Raw genomic sequence first — 24,261 nt, 5'->3', positions numbered from 1 at the left:
TCTTAACCAAAACCTAAATAACAGCATGAAATTAAAACATATTCCACTTTTACTCCTGCCATTTTCTTTGAGTCTCAATGCTCAGGAAATAAAAGCAGAACTGAATAAAGAAATTAAAAGACAGGAAAAAATATCCTATATTCTGGACTATCCCCAGAATACAAAAGGAAATGTTCCTTTGATTGTTTTTCTTCATGGTTCGGGAGAGCGCGGAACCAATCTTGATCTGGTAAAGGCACACAGTCCCTTTACCTATAAAAATTTGATCAAAGAACCCGTGGCTATTCTCGCTCCACAATGTCCGGAAGGAGCATGGTGGGATACCGTTACTATATATAATCTGATCCAGGAAATTCAGAAAAAATATAAAATTGATGCTTCCCGTATTTATCTTACAGGCCTTTCTATGGGAGGATGGGGAACATTAAAGCTGGCAATGGAACACCCGGAAATGTTTGCCGCTGTAGCTTCAGTTTGTGCACCTACAGATCAGGTCATGACAGCGAATATTGAGCAATTTAAAGATTTGAACATGAAAATATTTCATGGCGGAATGGATGATATTGTACTGCCTGCCAATGCTTTTAATTTTTATCAGAAGCTGCATCCCGTAAACCCAACTGCAGAATTGGTTGTTTTCCCGAATGATAATCACAATTCTTGGGATTCAACTTATTCAAATCCAAAATTCTATGAATGGATGTTATCTAAGAAGAAAGGGAAATAATGGAATTAATTTTTATTGGATTAGATGAATCTGATGATAATAGTCTATTGGATGAAAATAGGTTTTTTGAAAAATGTACGACGGAAAACCTATTATTTGAAAACAAAATAATAAATGATCAGAATTTTTTTAATTTATTAAATTTTATTTTTCAAACAGAAGTTAAAATAGAACACATTAAAGAATTCGGAAGTAGAAAATTAATTAATTTATCCCAATATAAAGGGCAGCATCTTCATCCGGATGATCTTGAAAAAAAATATTTTGAATGGCTGGATATTTCCCAAAATGATAATACCATGAATGAATATGGAAGTTTAATTTGCGTTTTGGGATATTTAGAATCAAATAAAAAAAAGAACGAGTTATACTTGATTGTAGAATAGATTAAAACTAAAAAATATAAAAACAATAATTTAAGAAGATAGATTTATGAAAAAGTTAATTGTAATCGCCACTTTAGCATTGGCTCCTGTGTTTTCTGCACAGGAAATGGTAGATAAGCCCGTTCAGTCTTATCAGACGGCTCAGTATCAGGCTAAAAAGAAAGCTTTTGTAGACAATCTTTTATCTAAAATGACATTGGATGAAAAGATCGGTCAGCTTAACTTACCTAGTTCTGGTGATTTTACTACAGGTCTGGCTAAAAGTTCAGACATCGGTAAAAAAGTTGAACAAGGTTTAGTAGGTGGACTATTCAATATAAAAGGAGCTGATAAAATCAGAGCTGTTCAAAAAGTAGCAGTGGAAAACAGCCGCCTGAAAATCCCTTTGATTTTCGGTATGGATGTTATTCATGGCTATGAAACAACATTTCCTATTCCATTAGGTTTAGCCGCTTCATGGGATATGAATCTGGTTCAGCAGTCCGCAAGAGTGGCTGCCAAAGAAGCATCTTCTGACGGGATCAACTGGACGTTCTCTCCAATGGTGGATATTTCCCGCGAACCAAGATGGGGGAGAGTTTCCGAAGGTTCCGGTGAAGATCCGTATTTAGGAAGTGAAATTGCAAAAAATATGGTCTATGGGTATCAAGGGAAAGATTTATCCGTTGGAAATACCATTTTGGCTTGTGTGAAGCACTTTGCACTATACGGAGCCGGTGAAGCCGGAAGAGATTACAATACGGTTGATATGAGCCACGTGAGAATGTTCAACGAATATTTCCCACCTTACAAAGCGGCTGTGGATGCAGGAGTAGCTTCTGTGATGGCTTCTTTCAATGAAGTGGACGGAGTTCCTGCAACCGGAAACAGATGGCTTCAAACCGAAGTTTTAAGAAACAAATGGAGCTTTAAAGGTTTTGTGGTAACGGATTATACCGGAATAAATGAAATGGTTGATCATGGTATGGGTGATCTTCAGCAGGTGTCTGCATTGGCTCTTAAAGCCGGTGTTGATATGGATATGGTAGGAGAAGGTTTTTTAACAACATTAAAAAAATCTTTATCTGAAGGAAAAGTAACACAGACTGAAATTGATCTGGCAGCAAGAAGAATTCTTGAGTCAAAATATGACTTAGGGTTATTTACAGATCCATACAAATATGGTGATGCAAAACTGGCTGCAAAAGAAGTTTTCAGCATGGAAAACAGAAATATTGCAAGAAGTGCTGCCGCTCAGTCTATGGTTTTAATGAAAAATGAAAATCAGGTTCTTCCTTTGAAAAAATCAGGAACTGTTGCGGTAATCGGACCATTGGTGAACAATTCACTCAACATGGCCGGTACATGGAGCGTTGCCGCAAAACATGATAAAGCGGTAAACCTGATGCAGGGTCTTCAGGCTAATTATGGCAAAGAAGTAAAGTTCCTTTCTGCTAAAGGTGCTAATATTGATTATGATGCTAAATTAGAAGATATTTATGCTGCTCACGGTAAGAAAACCGATAGAGACAATCGTTCAAAAGAAGAATTATTAAAAGAAGCTGTAGATGTTGCCAACAAAGCAGATGTTATTGTTCTGGCAATCGGAGAATCTGCGGAAATGAGTGGTGAATCATCTTCAAGAACAGAAATTACCATTCCTCAGTCTCAGGTTGATCTTTTAAACGAATTAAAGAAAACCGGAAAACCAATTGCTGTAGTTCTTTTTACAGGCCGTCCATTGGCTTTAACGAATGTAAAAGATACTCCGGATGCTATTCTTAATGCGTGGTTTGCAGGTTCAGAAGCTGGAAATGCCATTGCAGATGTTCTTTTCGGAAAAGTGAACCCATCAGGAAAACTTCCGATGACTTTCCCAAGAAGTCTTGGACAGATTCCAATTTACTATAATGCTAAAAATACTGGCCGTCCATTAAGTCAGGAATTAACAGATAAATGTGAGTATCAAAGATTCCGTTCCAATTATATGGATGAGTGTAATACGCCATTGTATCCGTTTGGGTTTGGTTTAAGCTATACAAAATTTGGGTACTCTGATGTTGCAGTATCCAATACCAATCCGAAAGGAAATCAAACCATTCAGGCATCTGTTACGGTGACGAATAACGGTAATTATGACGGTGCAGAAGTGGTTCAGCTATATATAAGAGATATGGTTGGCAGTATTACAAGACCGGTAAAAGAACTGAAAGGTTTCCAGAAAGTATTTTTGAAAAAAGGAGAATCTAAAAAAGTTACTTTTGATATTACCCCTGAAACGCTTAAATTCTACAACGGGGATTTGAAATATGACTGGGAATCAGGTGAGTTTGATGTTATGATTGGTACAAGCTCTGCTGATGTAAAGCATTCAAAGATCAATTGGACTAAGTAATAAAAAAGAAATTTATTCACAGAAATGTGTGTTATGGTTTATTTGGCATGATTTTTAATAATAACTCGGTAACTATTATTATATAAAAAAATCAATATGAAAAAAACAATTTTCCTTAGCGCAATGTTCCTGGGTTCTTTAGCATTTGCACAACAAACACCTATTAAAGGTGGAGACAGAGATGCACATGGATGCATCGGTTCAGCAGGATATACCTATTCTCAAATAAAAAAGGATTGTGTAAGAACTTTTGAACAAAAAATTAAATTAACAGAAGTAGCTCCGAAAGAAAACTATACTTCAATAGCTGCAGTAATCTTCAGCAAAGACATGAAAAAAGCTGAGGTTTTCTTTAAAGATGCCGAGTCAGGAAGCATTATCCTAACCAGAGCCGGAGGTAAAGCCAAAGCCTGGAAAAAAGATGGCTATGTATTGGTTCCTTTCAAGAAAAACGGATACCAGCTTAAAAAAGATAATATAGTAATCTATCAATAGGATCAAATTTTAAAGATGAAAAGCCACTCGAAAGAGTGGTTTTTTGTAAATTAGAGAGAAATTAATTGATGTCACATTTTTGTGATATCTTTAACCCATCAGAAAACAAAAATTTAACCTATGAAAAAAACTATTTTATTCAGTGCAATGCTCCTTGGTACATGTATTTTTGCTCAAAAATCTCCTGTTTTAGGAGGTGATAGAGATGTACATGGTTGTATTGGCTCAGCAGGGTATACCTATTCTCAGATTAAAAATAACTGTATAAGAACTTTTGATCAGAAAATAAAACTTAAAGAAGTCAGTACAGATAAAAGTTATACTTCAGGCACCGCAGTGATTTTCAATAAAAGCATGACAAAAGCTGAAATATTTATTCCGGATGGAGCGGCAAAAAGTATCATTCTGGACAAACAGGGAAAAGAAAAGGTCTGGAAAAGCGGAACTCATGTTAAAGATACTTATGTTTTAACTCCGTACAAAAAAAGTTATCAGATCAAAAAAAATGATGAAGTCATTTATCAATAAGATCAGATTCTCAAAAATAGGAAGCCACTCGGAAGAGTGGCTTTTATTCTTTTATCTGTTACTTATAAAACAATTTTTCCAGCCTGCTCATCATTTCATCCTTTTCTTTCAGCATACGTTCATACAATGCAATTTTTTCTTCGTGAAGTTGGATAATTTTGTCCATTGGGTTGATGTTACATTTATATTGCTCAGTATAAAGGTTAATAATAGTTTTCAACTTAAAAATTTTATTTAATATTATTAATATTTTAAACGAATGATGTTGATTTTATCACTTAGGCTTTTAGTATCTTGGCTGAATAAAACAAAAGAAAAAATGATAAAATATCTGTTCATTCTTTTTCTGTGCATAATGGTTTCTGTTCAGGGGCAGCAGACTGCTCCGGCAATTACCAAGACTCAGGATAGTTCTTATGATATTCAGGATAGCGTGATGGTGAAAACAAGAGATGGAGCTATGATTTCTGCGATGGTAGTAAGAAAAAAGGGAGAGAAAGCAGCTCTTCCGGTGGTTTTCCAGTTTACCATTTATGTTCGTGATACAGGACGGGATCTTCAAACTTTGAAAGATGCAGCTGATAAAGGGTATGTGGGTGTTATTGCCTATGCACGTGGTAAAAGATTGAGCCCGGATGATATAAATCCCTATGAATTTGAAGCCAATGATACGTATGATGTAATAGATTGGATCAGTCGGCAGAAATGGTGTAATGGAAAGATAGGAATGTACGGAGGCAGTTACAACGGTTTTAGCCAATGGGCAGCCTGCAAAACACTGCATCCGGCATTAAAAACCATAGTGCCTTATGTGGCAAACCGTCCGGGAATGGGACTTCCTATGGAAAACAATATCTTCATTAATCCCAATTATGAATGGGCATTTTATGTAGGAAACAACAAATATCTGGACAATGAAACAGGAAATGATAGAAAGCGTTTCAGAGCAATGATGTTTAACTGGTGGGATAAAGGAGAAGCATATAATAAAATGGATAGTATTGACGGAACTCCCAACAAATGGTTTCAAAAATGGATCACTCACCCGGATTTTGATGAATACTGGCAGAAAATGGCTCCTTATAAAGAGGATTTTAAACAAATTAATATCCCGGTTTTAGCTTTTGATGGCTATTATAATGATTCCCAGAATTCCAGTATTTATTATCTTAAAGAATTGCAGAAATATAGCCCAAATACTCCATTTTATCTGATCATTGGTCCATATGGGCATTTTGGAACTCAGCAGGGAGGCGAAAAAGAAGTAAATGAATATAAAGTAGATGAAGTTGCTCTCTTTGATATCAGGAAAATTACGTACGAATGGTTGGATTATATCCTGAAAAATGGGCCCAAACCATCAGTTCTTAAAGACAAAATCAATTATGAAGTAATGGGAGCGAATGAATGGCGCAGCGCCCCTTCCTTTGAAAAAATGAACAATAATGTTCTTAAGCTTTACCTTTCCAATCAAAAAAAGAATGGAACGTATTACCTTGACCCAAAAACTTCCAATAAAAACACATTTCTTTCTCAAACGGTAGACTTTAAAGATCGAAAATTAAGCGGCAACAGTGATTATTACCCCTCTCCAATAGAGAAAAATGAACTGGATCAAAGTACAGGTTTCGTTTTTACCAGCAATCCGGTAGAAAAATCAATGATTGTAAACGGTTCTTTTGTAGGAGGGCTTCATATTTCTATTAATAAAAAAGATGTGGATTTGGGAGTAACTTTATATGAATTGACTCCCGAAGGAAAATATTTCCATTTGTCCTATTATATTGGAAGAGCTAGCTATGCAAAAGACATTACCAAAAGAAATCTTCTGAAACCAGGGGATAAAACATGGATAGAATTTACCAATAGTCATTTCGTATGCAAAAAACTTCAGAAAGGAAGTAGGATTGTAGTGAAAATTGATGTTAATAAAAATCCCTTTTCCCAGTTGAATTACGGAACAGGAAAAGACGTAAGCACAGAAACCATAAAAGATGCTTCAATTCCTCTGGAAATCAAATGGTACAACGATAGTTATGTGAAAATTCCGGTTTTTATAGAGTAAATAACTTTTTTAGTGTAAATTGTATAAAATGAATAGGTTATGTTTTTGTATCTGAAAAATATGTATATTGGAAGTACCAAATTAAAGCGTAATCCGAAAAGCATATAGAGTAGGAAAAAACAAAAAATAGTACTATGAAAAATCTAAAAAAACTTTCAAAAAGAGAATTGAAAACCGTTCAGGGAGGAATCCCAATGTGTCTGCCGGGATACTTCTGGTGTTCATTTGTGAAAAAATGTATTCCTGTAGGTTCATCATGCGGACTTATTGATTAATTTGATTCATGAAAATAATGTAAAGCGGGCTGTCTCAGAAATGGGATAGCCTATTTTATGTCTTATTCACTAATCGACTTAGGAATCAGGAGCGTTAAGAAAATTTAAATGTAATCCGTTGAAAAAATTCCACTGTCTGAGCATGTGACTGACTCAAACCCGAAGAAGAACCATATGATCCATGCGGGTTTGGAAATTTTAGGAGTACATTTAAATTTTTAGTGGATGATTCCCGTCTTGAACTTTTGTATACTTTTGCTTCAAGGTAAAAGTATAAATAAAAATCATCAAAATATAGTTGAAAAATCATGGAAACAGGATTTTCCTCTCTCACTGAAAAATCGTATTTTTGTACATCTAAAAAGTAAAAGAACGAATGAATTCCTACAAAAATCCATTGGAAGAACGCTACTCCAGTGAAGAAATGTTATTTAACTTCTCACACAATAATAAATTCCAGAATTGGAGAAAGCTTTGGATAGCTCTTGCTGAAATTGAAAAAGACCTTGGTCTTGATATCACAGACGAGCAGATTGCAGAATTGAAAGCAAATGCTGAAAACATCGATTACGTAAAAGCAGCAGAGTATGAGAAAAAATTCCGTCATGACGTAATGGCTCACGTTCACGCATATGGTGATGTGGCGCCTTCTGCGAAAGGAATTATCCACTTGGGAGCAACTTCAGCTTTTGTAGGAGACAATACAGACTTAATTCAGATTCGTGACGGACTTTTAATCTTAAAGAAAAAGTTGGTTAACGTAATGAAGAACTTAGCAGACTTTGCGATTCAGTATAAAGACCTTCCCACTTTAGGATTCACCCACTTCCAGCCAGCTCAGTTGACAACGGTTGGGAAAAGAGCTACACTTTGGTTACAGAGCTTGGTTCTTGACATCGAAGAATTGGATTTCTTCCTTGAAACACTTCGTTTCAGAGGAGTAAAAGGAACTACAGGAACTGCTGCAAGTTTCCTTGAGCTTTTCAACGGTGATTATTCTAAAGTAAAACACTTAGATAAAGAACTTTCAAAAAGATTCGGTTTCGAAAAAGTGTTCGGAGTTTCCGGACAGACTTACGATAGAAAAATTGATGCTAAAGTTGTTGCTTTATTAGGAAATATTGCACAATCTGCACACAAATTCACAAACGATTTACGCTTACTTCAAAATCTTAAAGAAATTGAAGAACCATTCGAGAAAAACCAGATCGGTTCATCGGCAATGGCATACAAACGTAATCCAATGAGAAGCGAAAGAATCGGAGCATTGGCAAAATATGTGATGTCTCTGACGACAAGTTCTGCAATGGTAGCTTCTACACAATGGTTTGAAAGAACATTAGATGACTCTGCAAACAAGAGATTAACTATTCCTCAGGCATTTTTAGCGGTTGATGCTATTCTATTAATCTGGAATAACATCATGAACGGAATCGTAGTATATCCGAACAGAATCAACAAGCATATTATGGAAGAGCTTCCTTTCATGGCGACAGAATATATCATCATGGAAGAAGTAAAAGCAGGTGGTGACCGTCAGGAAATCCACGAAGTGATCAGAGTTCACTCTATGGAAGCTTCCAAGAAAGTGAAAGAAGAAGGAAAAGAAAACGACCTTATTGAAAGAATCTTAAATGATGATTCTTTAAAACTAGACAAATCAAAACTGAAAGAAGTTTTAGATCCTAAAAACTTTATTGGTTTCGCGCCGATTCAGACGGAAGAATTCATCAAAAATGAAGTGCAGCCGATTATAGACCAAAACAAAGACTTAATAGGATTGGAAGCTGATCTTAAAGTATAAAACAATATGCAGTCTTTTGGGCTGCATATTTTATTTCCCACTTCATTGCTATGAAAAAACTACTGGTAACCATTTTATTGATTCCAATTATTTCTTTTTCTCAGAGTAAAGAGGATTTACATTATTTTAAATCCAAAGATTCTTTAGTTGGAGTAAAAGATAAAGCCGGAAAAATAATTGTTCCTGCACAGTTCAAAATCTTTTCATTCCTAAAAGATGGAGATCCTGTAGAAGGAGAAACCATTCTTTTTGATGGTAGTAAAGAAGGTGAGAAATCAGAGAAAAATGCATGGGGATATGTGTATGACAAAAATGGAAAATTTCTGTACCAGCCTTTCCTTTATGATAATGGAGCAGATTACTTCTCCGAAGGCTTGAGAAGATTGGTTAAGAAGGGGAAAGTAGGATTTGCAGACCGTAACGGAAAAATTGACATTGAAGCTGAGCATGATTTTGCATCACCTTTTAATTACGGTTACGCTGCATTTTGCGATGGCTGCGATTGGGAAAAAACAAATGACGAGCACAGATCTATTGTAGGTGGAAAATGGGGTGTGATGAATATTAAAGGTCAAACTGTTCAGCCATTGGCGAAATCAACAGAGCAGGATGTTGAAATAGATGGGAAATATTATCCTAATCCGTTTCAATACAATGAAAAAGAGAAAAACATCCTTCAGTTCTTTGAAAAGCAGAAGAAAAAGCTTTCGGATCTTTATTATGTAAATTTTTACAATAAATTATCTGAGAAAGAAAAGAATCTGTTTTTTGAAATTGTAGAAAAGCCAAAAGAAAACTTTCCTTATTATCAGGTGAATACTTATAATGACAGGAAGAAAGAATTGGATATGCTTTATCGTTTCAAATTCCTGGTTTCAGAAGATGGAAAAACATTTTATGCCATTGAGGATTTTAATGAAAAGAAAGTTCCTTTTGAAAACTGGCTGAAAGAAGAAATAAAAAATGCAGAAGACTTTCAGAAAGAACATAAGGATAATCCTAATAAGTTTATAAACAAGTAAAATAAATTTGGAAATTACATAGGTCAAATTTGAAGAAAATACGACTTATTCCTTTAAATTTGTACGGAATAATGGATAAAGAGAAATCTTCCCCAAAATTTCCAATACAGATGGATTTAAAGATGGAAACTTTAAATTCAGAAAAAGTAAAAAGTAAAATAAATCTAATATTAAAAATCTGACATCTAATTTTAATAATGTTACAGAATCAAAATCATCAACAATTAATGACCGATCTAAAGGAGCTGGTAGACAAGACGAAAAGTCAGGTTGCAGCTCAGGTAAACTCGGCAATGGTGGTTTTGTACTGGAAAATAGGAAAAAGAATAAATGAAGATGTTTTAGATAATAAAAGAGCAGAGTATGGTAAGGAAGTCATTCTACAGATCTCTCAACAACTTACGTTAGAATTTGGAAATTCATTTTCTGAGAAAAATATCCGAAAAATGATGCAGTTTGCGTCTGTTTTTAGTGATTTTAATATTGTCGCATCAGCGATGCGACAATTATCCTGGACTCATTTCTTACTCCTTATTCCTATTTCTGAAGATACTAAAAGAAACTTTTATCTTGAAATTTGTAAAATTGAAAATTGGAGTGTTAGAGTTTTAAGAGAAAAAATCAATTCTCTGCTTTTTGAACGAACAGCAATAAGTAAAAGGCCTGAGAAAATAATAGATAAAGAGCTGAAAAACTGGTCTGAAAATAATATTTTAAATCCTGATTTGGTTTTTAAAGACCCTTATTTTCTTGATTTTTTAGAATTGAAAGATACCTTTTCTGAAAAAGATTTAGAAGAAGCCATTATTGTAGAGCTGCAAAAATTCATTTCTGAGTTAGGAAGTGATTTCGCGTTTCTTTCAAGACAAAAAAGAATCACAATAGATAATAGAGACTACTATTTAGATTTGCTTTTCTATCATAGGAAACTAAAATCTTTAGTTGTTATCGAGCTAAAATTAGGTGAATTTGAAGCCAGTCATAAAGGTCAGATGGAGCTATATCTCTCATATCTGAATAAATATGAAAAAGTAGAAGGGGAGAACCCTCCCATTGGTTTAATCCTTTGTTCCGGGAAAAATTCGGAACATATAGAACTCATGAATCTGGAAGGAGATAATATAAAAGTAGCAGAATATTTACTTATCTTACCTTCAGAAAAAGTTTTGCTTGAAAAATTGCACCGTTCAATAGAGATAGCAAGAAATAAATTTGAAAATTAAAATAAATCTAATATTAAAAATCTGACATCTAATGTCTAATAACAAAAGAATTTTCGTAGAAAAAAGAGGAATTTTCGATGTTGAAAGTCCAAAAATTTTTGATGAAGTAAAAGCGGTTGTTCCGGCAGTTCAAAGCGTGAAAGTATACAATGTATATGATATTTTCAACTTGAATGACGGAGAATTTGAAAAAGTAGTAAACAACACCTTCGTAGACCCTGTTACTGATATTTTACACACAGAAAACCCTGCAAAAGCTATTCATTTCGGAATGGAGTTTTTGCCTGGTCAGTATGATCAGAGAGCAGATTCTGCGCAACAGTGTATCGCTTTACTGACAGAAAATGAAAAATCAAAAGTAAGAAGTGGAAAATTAATCGAATTTGAAGGAGTTTCTGAAGCGGATTTGGTTAAAATCAAAGACCTTCTGATCAACAAAGTAGAATCTCAGGAAAAAGATTTATCAATTCTGGATATTCCTGCAGATGAAACGCCATCAAAAGTAATCATCCACGAAAACTTCATCAATTTCAATGATGCGGAACTGGAGAATTTCTATAACAACCACGGTTTTGCATTAGGATTAGACGACTTGAAATTCATTCAGGAATACTTCAAAACTGAAGAAAGAAATCCTACAGAAACAGAATTAAAAGTATTAGACACGTATTGGAGCGACCACTGTCGTCACACGACTTTCGAAACACAGTTGTCAGACCTTCAGTTTGAAGGTCAGTTCAAACACACATTGGAAACTATTTTCAATGATTATATCGAAAAAAGAAAATTCTTAGGCCGTGAGCTGAAGCCAATTTCCTTGATGGATCTTGCAACAGTATGCGGTAAATATTTCCATAAAACAGGAAACCTGGATAATCTTGTCATTTCAGACGAGATCAATGCATGTACCATACAGATTGAAGCAGAATACGACGGTAAAAAAGAGCCTTGGTATTTATTATTCAAAAACGAAACGCACAACCACCCAACAGAAATTGAACCTTTTGGAGGAGCATCCACTTGTTTGGGAGGGGCTATCAGAGACCCATTATCCGGAAGATCTTTCGTTTTCCAGGCGATGAGATTAACGGGTGCAGCAGACGTTTTAGAACCTGTTGACAAAACATTACCAGGGAAATTACCTCAGAAAACTATTACAAAACAGGCTGCCAACGGATATTCATCTTATGGTAACCAGATCGGTCTTGCCACTACAATGGTTTCCGAAATCTATGACGAAGGCTACAAAGCGAAGAGAATGGAAGTAGGTTTCGTTACCGGAGCTGTTCCTGTAGACTGGGTAAGACGTGAGAAACCTGAAAACGGTGATTCAATCATCATTTTAGGAGGAGCAACAGGTCGTGACGGAGTAGGAGGAGCAAGCGGAAGCTCAAAAGAGCAGGACGAAACTTCTATCCACACCATGAGTTCTGAAGTTCAGAAAGGAAATGCTGTAGAAGAACGTAAAATTCAGAGATTATTCAGAAATCCTGAAGTAACGAAGCTGATTAAAAAATCAAACGACTTCGGAGCAGGAGGAGTTTCTGTAGCAATTGGTGAAATTGCAGACTCTTTAGAAGTAAACCTTGACGTACTCCCATTAAAATATGAAGGATTAAATGGAACCGAGCTGGCTATTTCTGAATCTCAGGAAAGAATGGCAGTGGTAGTAGATCCTCAGGATAAAGAAAAATTTATCAAATTCTGTGAAGCTGAAAATATTGTTGCCGTAGAAGTAGCAAAAGTAACAGATTCAGGAAGAATGCAGATGTTCTGGAAAGGAGACAAAATTGTAGACCTTTCAAGAGCTTTCTTAGATACCAACGGATGTTCAAAATCTCAGGAAGTGAAAATCACTCACCTTGAAGAAGTAAAAGAAGAAACAATAGCGTTCACCGCTGAAAACTTCCTGAACATCTTAAAAGATAAAAACGTGGCTTCCCAAAAAGGACTATTGGAAATGTTTGACTCTTCAATTGGAGCTACTACAGTGGCTATGCCTTTAGGAGGAAAATACCAGCAGACCCTGATGGAAGGAAGTGTGCAGACCCTACCAATTTTAGGAGCAAAAGATATTAAAACCGTTTCTTTGGCAAGCTGGGGATTCGATGCTGAAATCTCAAAACAAAACTCACTGTTAGGATCATCTTATGCTGTAGTAGAAAGTGTGGCAAAGATTGTAGCGATGGGGGGTGATTATAAAAACATCAGATTAAGCTTTCAGGAATACTTTGAGAAACTAGGACAAAATCCAGAAAAATGGGGTAAACCTTTGGCTTCACTTTTAGGAGCTTACGATGCACAGATCAATTTAGGTCTTGCTGCCATCGGAGGGAAAGATTCCATGAGTGGAACGTACCAGGATCTTAATGTCCCGCCAACCTTGATTTCTTTTGCATGTGCCAACGGAGATAAAGAAAATATTATCTCTCCAGAATTGAAAAATGCAGGAAACAAACTGTATTTCTTCAATCATATCGCTCAGGAAAGCGGACTTCCGAACTATAATACTTTAAAAGAAGTTTTTGAATTCATTTTTGAAAACATCAAAGCAGGAAAAATTGTTTCTGTGAAAACAGTGAAAGAAGGAGGTCTTGCAGTAGCTTTAGCAAAAATGAGCTTCGGAAACAGATTAGGAGCTGAGATCAATGCTGATGAAACAGTTCTACTAGCTAAAAATATCGGTAGCTTAATCATTGAAGCAAAAGAAGAATTAAGCTCGGCTGCTCTTCAGTTGATCGGAGAAGTGAAAGATTCAGGTGTGGTAAAAATTAATGGTCTTGAATCAAATATTACAGACCTTGTATCAGCTAATACCAATACATTCGAAAACCTTTTCCCGACAGTAGAAAAAGAAAAGATTACGGTTGAAATTGATGAAAAATCAAACTCAATCCACCCAAGAAATATCATCATTAAAAAACACGGAATTGCACAGCCTAAAGTTTTCGCTCCGGTATTCCCGGGAACTAACTGTGAGTATGACACGCTGAATGCATTCCAGAAAGAAGGAGCTGTAGTAAGCAGCTTACCTTTGATCAATATCAATCACCAGTTATTGGATGAAAGCATTGATGCATGGGTAGAAGAAATCAGAACATCTCAGATTCTGGCATTCTCAGGTGGTTTCTCTGCAGGTGATGAGCCGGATGGCTCTGCAAAATTCATTGTGAACGTTCTGAAAAACGAGAAGATGAAAAATGCAGTTCACGAATTGTTAGACAGAGATGGGATGATTATCGGGATCTGTAACGGATTCCAGGCGCTAGTGAAGTCAGGATTGTTGCCTTACGGAAGAATTAAAGATCTGGATGAAAATTCTCCAACATTAGCTCATAATGCCATCAGAAGACATATCTCTCAGATGGTAACGGTACAGGTAGTGAATGACGAAAGCCCTTGGTTAAAAGGAATGAAAGGTCAAACTTTCACTATTCCGATTTCCCACGGAGAAGGACGTTTCATGGCTTCGGAAGAAGAAATCAAGAAATTGTATGAAAACGGACAGATCGCCACCCAATACATTGATCTTGATGGAAACATTGCCCACGGGATGCCTTTCAACCCGAATAATTCATTATTCGGAATCGAAGGAATTACCAGCCCATGTGGAAAGATCTATGGAAGAATGGGACACCCGGAACGATTTGCTGAAGGTCTCATGAAGAATATACCAACCGCGAATTATCACAACATATTCAAAAACGGTGTTGAATACTTCAAATAACAATACAAGAAAAATGATCGTCATCAATGGCGGTCATTTTTCATCTTTAGGAGGTTTCTACGAAGAAGCTTCCAGTGTTCTGATGAAAGATACAGACTGGAAAGTAGGAACATTGGATGGCTTTGATGATATTCTCTACGGAGGTTTCGGAGTCTTCGAAAATAAAGAAGAAATTGAAATCATTTGGAAAGAATCAGAAAAATCAAAAAAAGACTTAGGCTATGAAGCCACCCAAGAATTCTATGAAAATAAAATCAGACAGGGGAAACCTTTCAACATACAATTAATTCAACAGAAACTGGATGATTTGACAGAAGGAAAAGGACAGATGCTTTTTGATATCCTGGTAGAAATAATAGAATCACATGCCAATATTATATTTAAGTTGCAATGATGAGTAATGAGTAATGAATGAAAATTTGTAAATGTTTACATTTTCCAGCTAGCTTCATCAAATCAACTTGTCATTCTTTGCTCCCTTTCATTTAGAATATATACTTTGCGTTAAAAACCGGATAAATTCAGGATAATTATTTCTCTTAAACAGTTTTTTCTTAATACTTTTACTTCAACAAAACAGGAAATAATAAAGTTGAATGAAGAAAATTATTTACGGGCTGTTCTTTGGTGACAGCATTACCTACGGGGAATATGACGGAGTTTTTGGCGGTTGGGTAGATATTATAAAAAGATATGCCCTGCAGAAATTTCACGAAGGAAATGGAGATGAACTGATCCTGTTCAATCTCGGAATAGGAGGAGAAACTACAGAAGGATTACTGAAAAGGATTCCTCACGAATTAGATGCAAGAAATTCCGCTGATGGAAATATCGTTTTTTTAAGTTATGGAGCCAATGATCTTGCTGTAAAAGATGGAGTACAGATCGTAAATCCTGAAAAATTTAGAAATAATATTAGAGAAGCTGTTGAGCATGCCAGACAGTTCTCCAATGAGATTTATCTTGTAAGCATCCTCCCTTTCTCTCAAAAAATAGATGGAATAGTGGTAAGCTCCGGGAAAAAGAGGATCAACGAAGATGTGGTTGCCTATAATCAGATTCTGAAAAATATTGCAGCTGAAGAATCACTGGTATATATTGATTTTTATTCTGCTTTTCTAGATGATAAAGAGATCCTGCTTTCTGCAGATGGGGTACATCCCAATGAAAAAGGTTACGGAATGATGGCTGAAATCGCCATCCCAGTCATTGAAAAATATTTATAATGCCCAATTTATTTTCTTACGGAACCCTGCAAAAAGAGCAGGTACAACTTGAAACCTTTGGAAGACTTCTACAGGGTGAAAAAGATATTTTATCAGGCTACAAATTAAGTATGCTTGAAATTACAGATCCTGAAGTACTGCGAAAAAGCGGCCAGAAATACCATCCCGTATTGGAATTTTCAGACAATGATGATGATCAGATAGAAGGATTACTTTTTGATGTTACAGAAGCAGAAATTCTCCAGGCAGATAAATACGAGGTAGATGATTATAAAAGAATTGAAACTGTTTTTAAATCCGGAAAGAAAGGGTTTATTTACGTAAGGAAATAGTCATTGCGAGCAAAGCGAAGCAATCTCAACAACCCAACTATGCAAATTTACAAGTCAAGTTCATTCAATAGGAGTGGGCTCTAATCCAGAGCTTAGTCGAAGGAAGCCCACTTATCATATAAAAACAAGTCCACCGGCTTTAGCCAAAATTTAAAAAACTCCTGACACACTATTGTCACAATCTGCCTGTATCTTTGTCATACTACAAAAAATTAATAATGAATAACGTAAAAATAGAACCTTTTAAGGTAATCGGTATTTCGGTAAGAACAACCAATGAAAATGGACAGGCAGCAAAGGACATCCCGTTATTATGGGAGAAAATGGTCAATGAAGATATTCTCAATTCAATACCAAATAGAATAGATAATACCCTTTATTCTATTTATACGGATTATGAAAAAGACCATACAAAGCCTTATACGACGGTTCTTGGATGTCAAGTAGAAAATCTTGACAAGATTCCGGATGGGATGGTTGGGTATTCTTTTGACGGTGGGGAATATTTAAAATTTACCATAAAAGGAGATGTTTCAAAAGACTTAGTGATCAATAAATGGATGAAAATATGGGAAATGGATCTTGATAGGGTATTTACTGCCGATTTTGAAGTCTATGGAGAAAAAGCACAGAATCCATTAGATGCCGAAGTAGATATCTTAATCGCTGTCAAATAAGAAAAATAAAATATTTCTAACTTTCAAAAAAAATCGAACTGATGACGTGAAATTCCCCTCCCTTGGAGGGGTGGCAAAAATTCAAAAAATTTTTGACGGGGTGGTTAGAACCTATAAAAACAAGAGTTTTATGGTCTTCATAAATCTTACAACATATTTTCCATACACCAGAATCCCAACAATCACCGAAGCAATGGCTGTCAGCACTACAGCACCTGCAGCAATATCTTTAATAAAGCCAATTCTTTTGTCAAAATCAGGCTGAATGATATCACAGATCTTTTCAATAGCAGTATTGAAAATTTCGGCACTTAAAACAGCAAATGAAGCGATAAGAACCAATGCTGCATCCGTATAATTTAATTTGAAATAAAAAACAAGAAAGAGATTGACAAAGAACGCCAAAAGCTCGATCTGGAAGTTTCTTTCTGTTTTTATCATCATGAAAACACCCCGGAAAGCATTGAGAAAACTTTTATGAATGGGAGGTTTTTGCATGATTTTCAAACTTTTTTCACAAATATAGGTTTTGTATTTGATAAAAAAATGAATATCCGCAGAAATCTAAGTATAATATCAAGGCTCAAAACAGGTTAAGGATATTTGTGAAAAACTCCTCCATATTATTCTTTTCTTTGTTGTATCTATTTATTATATTTGTAGAAACTTATTTTATAAATCTATGAAATTTATTATTTCAAGTGGTGAACTGCAGAAGGCTTTGCAAACTGTAAGTGGCGTAATATCAAGCTCTCAATCGAGACCGATTTTAGAAAACTATCTTTTTGAATTAGACGGAAATAATGTTACCATTACAGCATCTGACGGCGAGACAACTCTTGTTACTTCTCTGGAAGTAAAGTCTGATGATACAGGTAAATTTGCTGTTCCTGCTAAAATTTTTCAGGATTTTATCAAGACATATGGTGAACAGCCTCTGACATTTGTTGTAAAAGACAATGCCGAAGGTACTGGAAGCCAGCTTGAGATTTTAGATGAAAAAGATAATTTCGCAGTAGCATTAGACAATGCTGATGACTATCCTGAATTGCCGGAATTCGACGCTTCACAAAGTGTAACGATGCCTGCAGGAGTTTTGTCTGAAGCGTTGACAAACACACTATTCGCTACAAGTAACGACTCTCTTCGTCCGGTAATGACAGGAGTTCTTTTCCAGTTTGGAGAAAATGAAACCAATTTCGTTTCTACAGACTCCCACAGATTGGTGGTGTACAAAAGAGCAGATCTTATGAATGCTGAGCCGATGGAGTTTATCATGCCTAAAAAGCCTCTGAACATTTTCAAAAATATCCTGGCAAGTTCCAATGAAGACGTTACCATCGACTTCAATGAGAATATGGCTAAATTTACTTTTGGTAAACATATCTGGATCTGTAGACTGATTGACGGAAAATATCCGAACTATACTGCAGTAATTCCAAAGGAAAACCCAAATGTGTTGACTATCAACAGAAACTTGTTGTTAGGAGCGATCAAAAGAGCATCTATCATGTCTAACAAATCTACCAATCAGGTAAGATTCAAGCTTTCCGGTAATATTCTTCACCTTCATGCAGAAGATACTGAATATGCAAACAAAGCAGACATGCAGATTCCTTGTGACTACAACGGAGAAGATATCAATATCGGATTCAGTTCAAAATTCTTAACTGAAATGCTGACAATCCTAGGATCTGACGATATCACTATGAAAATGTCTCAACCTAACAGACCAGGGATCATCGAACCTCTTGACGGTCTTGAAGAAAATGAAAATATCTTAATGTTGTCAATGCCCGTAATCGGATTGTAACATTAACATAACATATACAAAAAAGCCGGAATTTTCCGGCTTTTTTGTAATTCTACCATCCGACTCATAGTTGTAAATATCTGAAATCGACTTAGGAATCAGGAGCGTTAAGAAAATTTTAATACGTTTAAAAAATTCCCATTGTCTGAGCATGGACGAAACTTTGAACTGAAGAAGAACCAAATGATCCATGCGAGTTTGGAAATTTTAGGAGTACATTCAAATTTTTAGCGGATGATTCCTGTCTTGAACTTTTGTATACTTTTGCTTCAAGGTAAAAGTATAATGAGAAAAAAACATTTAATAAACATGAAAACAACAACTCTTATTCTATTATTATCATCTATTACTTTATTTTCACAAAATAATATCAAAGTATACCATGAGAAGAAAGGAGATACTTTGAGCCTTTATGCAGATAATAAGGGAATTTACCCAATGTCTTTAGTATTTTCAGGATCTCCGGAAGTAGAGAATATGAGAATACCACAACCATTTAGAACAACACAGGTGATTCCTGCTAATTCAGTGAAAAATAAAGTAGGTTACTTTATTGTCGATGATAAAATGAAAGGCTGGAAAGTAAAAAAGGTTCCGGGCTATATGATGTATATTGGAGATGTTACTTTAAAGAACTATGATAAAGATTATCATTATGATTTGCCTTTTAAAAAAGGAAAATCGTTTAATATCTATCAGGGATATAATGGAACATTCTCTCATCAAAATGAAAATTCTTTAGATTTTACAATGCCTGAAGGAACGGAAGTTATTGCTGCTAGGGAAGGGTTGGTAACTGATCTTGTAAGCACTAGTAATATGGGTTGTCCAACAAGAAATTGTGTAGATAAAGCCAATTATATTACCATTTTACATCCGGACGGAACGTTTGCTCAATACTATCATTTAAAGCAAAACGGTGTTAAAGTAAATATTGGAGATCAGGTAAAGAAAGGAGATGTAATAGGTTTGAGTGGAAATACAGGATGGAGTAAAGGACCTCATTTACACTTTGTGTGTTATCTTCCCAGGGTGGAAAATGATAAATACAGAGAAACTATCAAAACCCTTTTCAGAACAGGTAATGGAACGAAGAATGAATATTTAATGGAGAAAAAAACATATTCAAAAGAGTATTAAACAGATAGTGCTATTTGTGAATCATTAGAGTCATTCGTGTTTAAAAATATCTAATCATGAAAATAAAAATCCAGTCTTATCCTACCTCAGGTTTTCCATCAGAATTCACTACTGAAAATTACAGCGTAATTCTTTGGAAAGGATCTGGAGTTTTTTCTGTGGATGATATTAACTATTCTTACAGCGGATATAATATTCTGTTTCTTTCTCCTTACCAGAAGGTAAAACTGGCTTCGAACTCTGATGAAAATATCTATGTACTTTTTTTTCACGGGGATTATTACTGTATCGAATATCATAAAGAGGAAGTAGCATGCAACGGACTTCTATTCAATAATATCTACCTGAACCCGGGTGTTGAACTGTCTGAAGAGAACTACAACTATATTTTGGAGCTCTTTCATCATATTAAAAAAGAGGAATCTGAGAAACATCCGTTTTCTGAATCCATTATCAAGACGTATATACAACTGATCCTTGCTATTGGAAGCAAACAGAAAAGCAGTTTCGAAAACAGTGTGATTTCTAGTGAAAAAATTCCTAATAAAAAAGCTTTTGAATTTCAGAAACTACTGGAATCCCATTTTAAGAATGAAAAAGAACTGTCATTTTACAGTGACAAACTGAGCATCACCAATAATACTTTAAGCAAAGCGGTAAAGAAAGAATTTTCCAAAACACCTACTCAGCTTATCAATGAAAGAATTATCCTTGAAGCTAAAAAGCTGCTGCACTTGACCTATAGATCAGTAAAAGAGATTGCTTCAGAATTGGGATTTGCAGATGAATTCTACTTTAGCAGGTATTTCAAAAAATCGGTAGGATGCTCACCCAAAAATTACAGAGAAAAAGTAGGAATATCGGTAGTGGCGAAAATGTCCATGTAATGTCCTTAAATATCTATGTTGGCGCTGTAGACATGTGAATACCTTTGGTAAAAATAAATCACATGAAAAACAACAGAATTTACTACCAACTCTTACAATTGGATGCTTACTTTTTCAATTTTCTCAGAATTTCAATTTTCATCGTTATGGCCTGGATTGGAGGCTTGAAGGCTTTCCATTACGAAGCTGATGGAATCGTTCCTTTCGTAGCCAATAGTCCTTTGATGAGTTTTTTCTACAAAAATGCAGACAATAAGGTCTTTAACGAAGATAAAAAATTAGTCGCAGAATATACATTGTATAAAAATCCGGAAGGAAAAGCTATTCAGAAAAACATCGACTGGCAAAAAGAAAACGGAACCTATATATTTTCCTATGGACTAGGAATAATAATTGTAATTATCGGATTTTTGGTGTTATTGGGAATCTGGTTTCCTAAAATCGGATCCGTTGGAGGTGCTTTAACATTTTTAATGTCACTCGTCACGCTGTCATTTCTGATCACCACTCCTGAAGTTTATGTGCCTAATCTGGGTGGAGATTACCCTGCACCACAGTTTGGGTTTCCCTATCTGTCAGGTGCAGGACGTTTGGTCCTGAAAGATATTATCATGATGGCTGGAGGGCTCGTGTTATTTTCTGATAGCCTGAAGAAAGTACTGAGGCCATATGATCAGTAGATTCTTCAATTAGAAGCATAACGATTAACGAAATTTATTATCTTAAAGTGGCTTCTAAATTTCTCTATTTCTCAAAAAAACACGACATTTGTAGCTCGAAAAACATACCGGAATAAGGTGTGGAATTTCAAATAAAAGTTTCAAAATAGAGCAGATGAAACCTTTGTGGCATCTGACAAATTAAATAAGTAGATAGATTAACAAATGAAAATATCAAACAACTGGCTGAAAGACTTTGTAAAAACGGAATCAAAAACTGAAAGAATCGGTGAATTCCTTACAGATATAGGTCTTGAGGTTGAAGGGATAGATAAATTTGAAAGTGTAAGAGGCAGCCTGGAAGGAATTGTTGTAGGTAAAGTTTTAACTTGCGAAAAACATCCTAATGCTGACAAACTGAAGAAGACAACTGTAGATGTAGGAAACGGAAAAGTGTTGAACATTGTTTGTGGAGCTCCTAATGTAGAAGCTGGACAAACTGTTCCTGTAGCTGTTGTCGGAACAAAAATCTATGACAAAACCGGAAACTTTTTTGAAATTAAAGAAGCAAAAATCAGAGGTGAGGTTTCTCAGGGAATGATCTGTGCTGAGGATGAACTTGGTCTTAGTGATGATCATGGAGGTATCATGGTGCTGGATGAAACCAAATATGAAGTAGGGAAAAACTTTGCTGACTATTTTGAACTTACCAACGACGAAGTGTTTGAAATCGGATTAACACCGAACAGAACAGATGCTATGTCTCACTATGGTGTTGCCAGAGATTTACACGCTTATCTTTCTACAAACCAATTGAAATCTCAATTTAATAAAGTAGCTTCTGAAGTTTTGAATAGTGAGGGAACTCATGATTTCAAATTGGAAATTGAAGATGCAGAATTGTGTCCAAGATATATCGGAGCTGTGATTGAAGATGTAAAAGTTGCAGAATCACCATCTTGGTTAAAAGACAGACTGAAAGCGATCGGATTAAGCCCGATTAATAACGTTGTAGATATTACAAACTATATTCTTCACGGATACGGACAGCCGCTTCACGCATTTGATGCAGACAAAATTGCAGATAAGAAAGTGAAAGTAGGTGTGGTAAAACCGGGAACTAAATTTACGACTTTAGATGGTGTTGAAAGAACATTGAATGGTTCTGAAATCATGATCAAAGACGGTAAAGATAAGCCAATGTGTATTGCCGGAGTATTCGGCGGTGAGAATTCAGGAGTATCTGAAACAACTAAAACAATATTCCTTGAAAGTGCTTATTTCAATCCTATCGCTGTAAGAAAAGGAGCTAAAGCACACAGTTTGAATACAGATGCTTCTTTCAGATTTGAAAGAGGGGTAGATCCAAACCTTACAAGAACAGCAATTACTCATGCTATTAAAATGATTCAGGAAATTGCTGAAGGAAAATTAGTAGGAGAGTTATTGGAAGAATACCCTAAGAAAATAGAAGACAACTATGTGATTATCAGATTCTCTAAAATTGAACAGATTTTAGGAACAAAAATTCACAGAGAAAAAGTAAAGGAAATCTTAAAAGCTTTGGAAATTCAGGTTTTAAATGAAATTCCTAACGGTTTTGAAATCTCTGTTCCTGCTTACAGAGCAGATGTAACGAGAGAAATTGACGTCATTGAAGAGATCTTAAGAATCTACGGATACAATAAAATTGACGCTCCACAGAAGATTTCGTTTACGCCTGTTAAACTAAGTGCAAACGATCAGGACGAACTGGAAAACAGCTGGGCAAGAACTTTACAGAGCATTGGTTTCAATGAAGTAATGAACAATTCATTGACTTCTGTAAAAGATGAAACTGACGCTGTAAAACTATTAAACCCTTTAAGCGGAGATCTGGCATTCATGAGAAAGTCTTTATTAGAAGGACTTCTTCAGAATACAGTATACAATATCAACAGAAAGAATCAGGATATCAAGTTCTTCGAATTAGGAAAAATTTATCACAAAAAAGATAAATACGAAGAAAGAAAACAATTGGCATTATTGGTTTCAGGAAGAGATGTTGCCGAAAACTGGCTTCAGCCAAAATCTGCTGTAAGTTTCTATAACCTTAAAGCGTATGTAAAAGTTTTATTGGAAAGACTTGCTGTAAACTATAAAGAAGTTGCTCTGTCTGACGAAAGATTCTCCGATGCATTGGTATATGAAGCAGATGGTAAAGCTTTGGTTAGAATTGGAAAAGTAGCTCCAACTTTATTGAAAGATTTTGATATCGATCAGGAATGTTTCTATGCAGAAATTGAACTGGAATATGCTCAGGAATTACGCTCTAAAAATGAATTGAAATTCAAAGATATTCCGAAATTCAACAAAATCAGAAGAGACTTGGCTTTATTAATTGATAAAACGGTAAACTATCAGGATTTATATCAGACTGCTAAGAAGAACAAATCTCCATTCATTAAGAACATCAATCTGTTCGATGTGTATGAAGGTAAAAATCTTCCTGAAGGTAAGAAGTCTTACGCAATGAGCTTTGAACTGTTGAACGAAGAAAAAACACTGGAAGAAAAGGAGATTACAGAAGTAATGGATTCTCTGATCAAAGCTTTCCAGAAAGAATTCAACGCAGAGTTGAGATCTTAATATTTGAAAATATACTTCACGATAAAAGAAACGGACTTTTTAAAGTCCGTTTTTTTTGTTTTAGGTAATGTCGGTTTTATTGTTATGTTTCAGCTAAAGCCAAATGAATTTTTGTTGATAAAAAAACGGTTTTCCTTCGACTAGGCTCAGGATTATAACCCATTCCTATTGAATATTATTCGTGGTATTAGTAAAATCATTTGTGCTATTTGTGTTTTCCAATTTATGGCTACAGAGAATATCTTTCACCTTAAAAATAGCCCGGAAAAATAT

General features: G+C 35.3%; 21 protein-coding genes and 1 pseudogene. 20 read left to right on the top strand and 2 right to left on the bottom strand.

The annotated features are described in order from the left end of the window. The first annotated feature begins 25 nt into the window (after positions 1-25). The 5 genes from LKL37_RS08785 (at position 26) to LKL37_RS08765 (ending at position 4,510) form a co-directional block, all read left to right on the top strand. On the top strand, positions 26-727 hold the full coding sequence (locus LKL37_RS08785) for a prolyl oligopeptidase family serine peptidase (protein ID WP_431610177.1): 702 nt from the start codon (positions 26-28) through the stop codon (positions 725-727). Next, on the top strand, positions 727-1,113 hold the full coding sequence (locus LKL37_RS08780) for a hypothetical protein (RefSeq protein ID WP_431610176.1): 387 nt from the start codon (positions 727-729) through the stop codon (positions 1,111-1,113). Before LKL37_RS08785 ends, LKL37_RS08780 begins: the two co-directional genes overlap by 1 nt. A 46-nt stretch (positions 1,114-1,159) precedes the next feature. After that, positions 1,160-3,487 (top strand): beta-glucosidase BglX, encoded by a 2,328-nt coding sequence (gene bglX / locus LKL37_RS08775; protein ID WP_431610175.1) that lies wholly within the window; start codon positions 1,160-1,162, stop codon positions 3,485-3,487. A 96-nt stretch (positions 3,488-3,583) separates the two neighbouring features. Next, positions 3,584-3,982: a hypothetical protein gene (locus tag LKL37_RS08770; protein WP_431610174.1), complete on the top strand. Its 399-nt coding sequence runs from the start codon at positions 3,584-3,586 to the stop codon at positions 3,980-3,982. 120 nt (positions 3,983-4,102) lie between these two features. Beyond that, positions 4,103-4,510 (top strand): hypothetical protein, encoded by a 408-nt coding sequence (locus LKL37_RS08765; RefSeq protein WP_431610173.1) that lies wholly within the window; start codon positions 4,103-4,105, stop codon positions 4,508-4,510. Positions 4,511-4,568: 58 nt separating this feature from the next. Here the strand turns inward: LKL37_RS08765 and LKL37_RS08760 are convergent. After that, a pseudogene (locus tag LKL37_RS08760) lies at positions 4,569-4,688 on the bottom strand (XRE family transcriptional regulator); the annotation flags it as partial. Positions 4,689-4,829: 141 nt separating this feature from the next. Between LKL37_RS08760 and LKL37_RS08755 the strand changes: the two are divergent. From LKL37_RS08755 to LKL37_RS08710, 10 genes are all read left to right on the top strand, one after another. Further along, complete coding sequence (locus tag LKL37_RS08755; protein ID WP_431610172.1) at positions 4,830-6,575, top strand: CocE/NonD family hydrolase; 1,746 nt, start codon at positions 4,830-4,832, stop codon at positions 6,573-6,575. Positions 6,576-6,709: 134 nt separating this feature from the next. Then, positions 6,710-6,850 carry a bacteriocin-like protein gene (locus tag LKL37_RS08750; protein ID WP_431610171.1) on the top strand — a complete coding sequence of 47 codons (141 nt, stop codon included), beginning with the start codon at positions 6,710-6,712 and terminating at the stop codon, positions 6,848-6,850. Between the two features lie 376 nt (positions 6,851-7,226). Then, positions 7,227-8,654, top strand: coding sequence for an adenylosuccinate lyase (purB, locus tag LKL37_RS08745; protein WP_431610170.1), 1,428 nt, complete (start codon positions 7,227-7,229; stop codon positions 8,652-8,654). Positions 8,655-8,704: 50 nt separating this feature from the next. Continuing rightward, a complete protein-coding gene (locus LKL37_RS08740; protein WP_431610169.1) occupies positions 8,705-9,676 on the top strand; it encodes a WG repeat-containing protein in 972 nt (323 codons plus the stop codon). 197 nt (positions 9,677-9,873) lie between these two features. Then, on the top strand, positions 9,874-10,899 hold the full coding sequence (locus tag LKL37_RS08735) for a PDDEXK nuclease domain-containing protein (RefSeq protein ID WP_431610168.1): 1,026 nt from the start codon (positions 9,874-9,876) through the stop codon (positions 10,897-10,899). Positions 10,900-10,930: 31 nt separating this feature from the next. Continuing rightward, entirely contained in the window at positions 10,931-14,626 is a 3,696-nt protein-coding gene (locus tag LKL37_RS08730) for a phosphoribosylformylglycinamidine synthase (protein ID WP_431610166.1), read from the top strand. Then, the gene (locus LKL37_RS08725) at positions 14,607-15,020 is read left to right on the top strand and encodes a ribonuclease inhibitor (protein WP_431610165.1); all 414 of its coding nucleotides are present in this window, start codon (positions 14,607-14,609) and stop codon (positions 15,018-15,020) included. Before LKL37_RS08730 ends, LKL37_RS08725 begins: the two co-directional genes overlap by 20 nt. A gap of 202 nt (positions 15,021-15,222) precedes the next feature. After that, positions 15,223-15,852, top strand: coding sequence for an SGNH/GDSL hydrolase family protein (locus tag LKL37_RS08720; RefSeq protein WP_431610164.1), 630 nt, complete (start codon positions 15,223-15,225; stop codon positions 15,850-15,852). Next, the gene (locus LKL37_RS08715) at positions 15,852-16,184 is read left to right on the top strand and encodes a gamma-glutamylcyclotransferase family protein (protein WP_431610163.1); all 333 of its coding nucleotides are present in this window, start codon (positions 15,852-15,854) and stop codon (positions 16,182-16,184) included. Before LKL37_RS08720 ends, LKL37_RS08715 begins: the two co-directional genes overlap by 1 nt. A gap of 218 nt (positions 16,185-16,402) precedes the next feature. Beyond that, the gene (locus tag LKL37_RS08710; protein ID WP_431610162.1) at positions 16,403-16,861 is read left to right on the top strand and encodes a GyrI-like domain-containing protein; all 459 of its coding nucleotides are present in this window, start codon (positions 16,403-16,405) and stop codon (positions 16,859-16,861) included. A gap of 111 nt (positions 16,862-16,972) precedes the next feature. Here LKL37_RS08710 and LKL37_RS08705 read toward each other — a convergent pair whose 3' ends face one another. Continuing rightward, entirely contained in the window at positions 16,973-17,359 is a 387-nt protein-coding gene (locus LKL37_RS08705) for a diacylglycerol kinase family protein (RefSeq protein WP_431610161.1), read from the bottom strand. 184 nt (positions 17,360-17,543) lie between these two features. Here LKL37_RS08705 and dnaN point away from each other — a divergent pair, with 184 nt between their 5' ends. From dnaN to pheT, 5 genes are all read left to right on the top strand, one after another. After that, entirely contained in the window at positions 17,544-18,674 is a 1,131-nt protein-coding gene (gene dnaN, locus LKL37_RS08700) for a DNA polymerase III subunit beta (protein WP_034699704.1), read from the top strand. Positions 18,675-18,983: 309 nt separating this feature from the next. After that, positions 18,984-19,814, top strand: coding sequence for a M23 family metallopeptidase (locus LKL37_RS08695; RefSeq protein ID WP_431610160.1), 831 nt, complete (start codon positions 18,984-18,986; stop codon positions 19,812-19,814). A gap of 56 nt (positions 19,815-19,870) precedes the next feature. Beyond that, the gene (locus LKL37_RS08690) at positions 19,871-20,701 is read left to right on the top strand and encodes a helix-turn-helix domain-containing protein (RefSeq protein WP_431610159.1); all 831 of its coding nucleotides are present in this window, start codon (positions 19,871-19,873) and stop codon (positions 20,699-20,701) included. A gap of 62 nt (positions 20,702-20,763) precedes the next feature. Next, the gene (locus LKL37_RS08685) at positions 20,764-21,381 is read left to right on the top strand and encodes a DUF417 family protein (RefSeq protein WP_431610158.1); all 618 of its coding nucleotides are present in this window, start codon (positions 20,764-20,766) and stop codon (positions 21,379-21,381) included. Positions 21,382-21,585: 204 nt separating this feature from the next. Then, complete coding sequence (gene pheT / locus LKL37_RS08680; protein WP_431610157.1) at positions 21,586-23,988, top strand: phenylalanine--tRNA ligase subunit beta; 2,403 nt, start codon at positions 21,586-21,588, stop codon at positions 23,986-23,988. The last annotated feature ends 273 nt before the right edge of the window (positions 23,989-24,261 follow it).

The sequence above is a fragment of the Chryseobacterium sp. 'Rf worker isolate 10' genome (genome assembly GCF_050753305.1).
In the GTDB taxonomy this organism is placed as follows: Bacteria; Bacteroidota; Bacteroidia; order Flavobacteriales; family Weeksellaceae; genus Chryseobacterium.
This window is presented reverse-complemented; position numbering and strand designations above follow the sequence as displayed.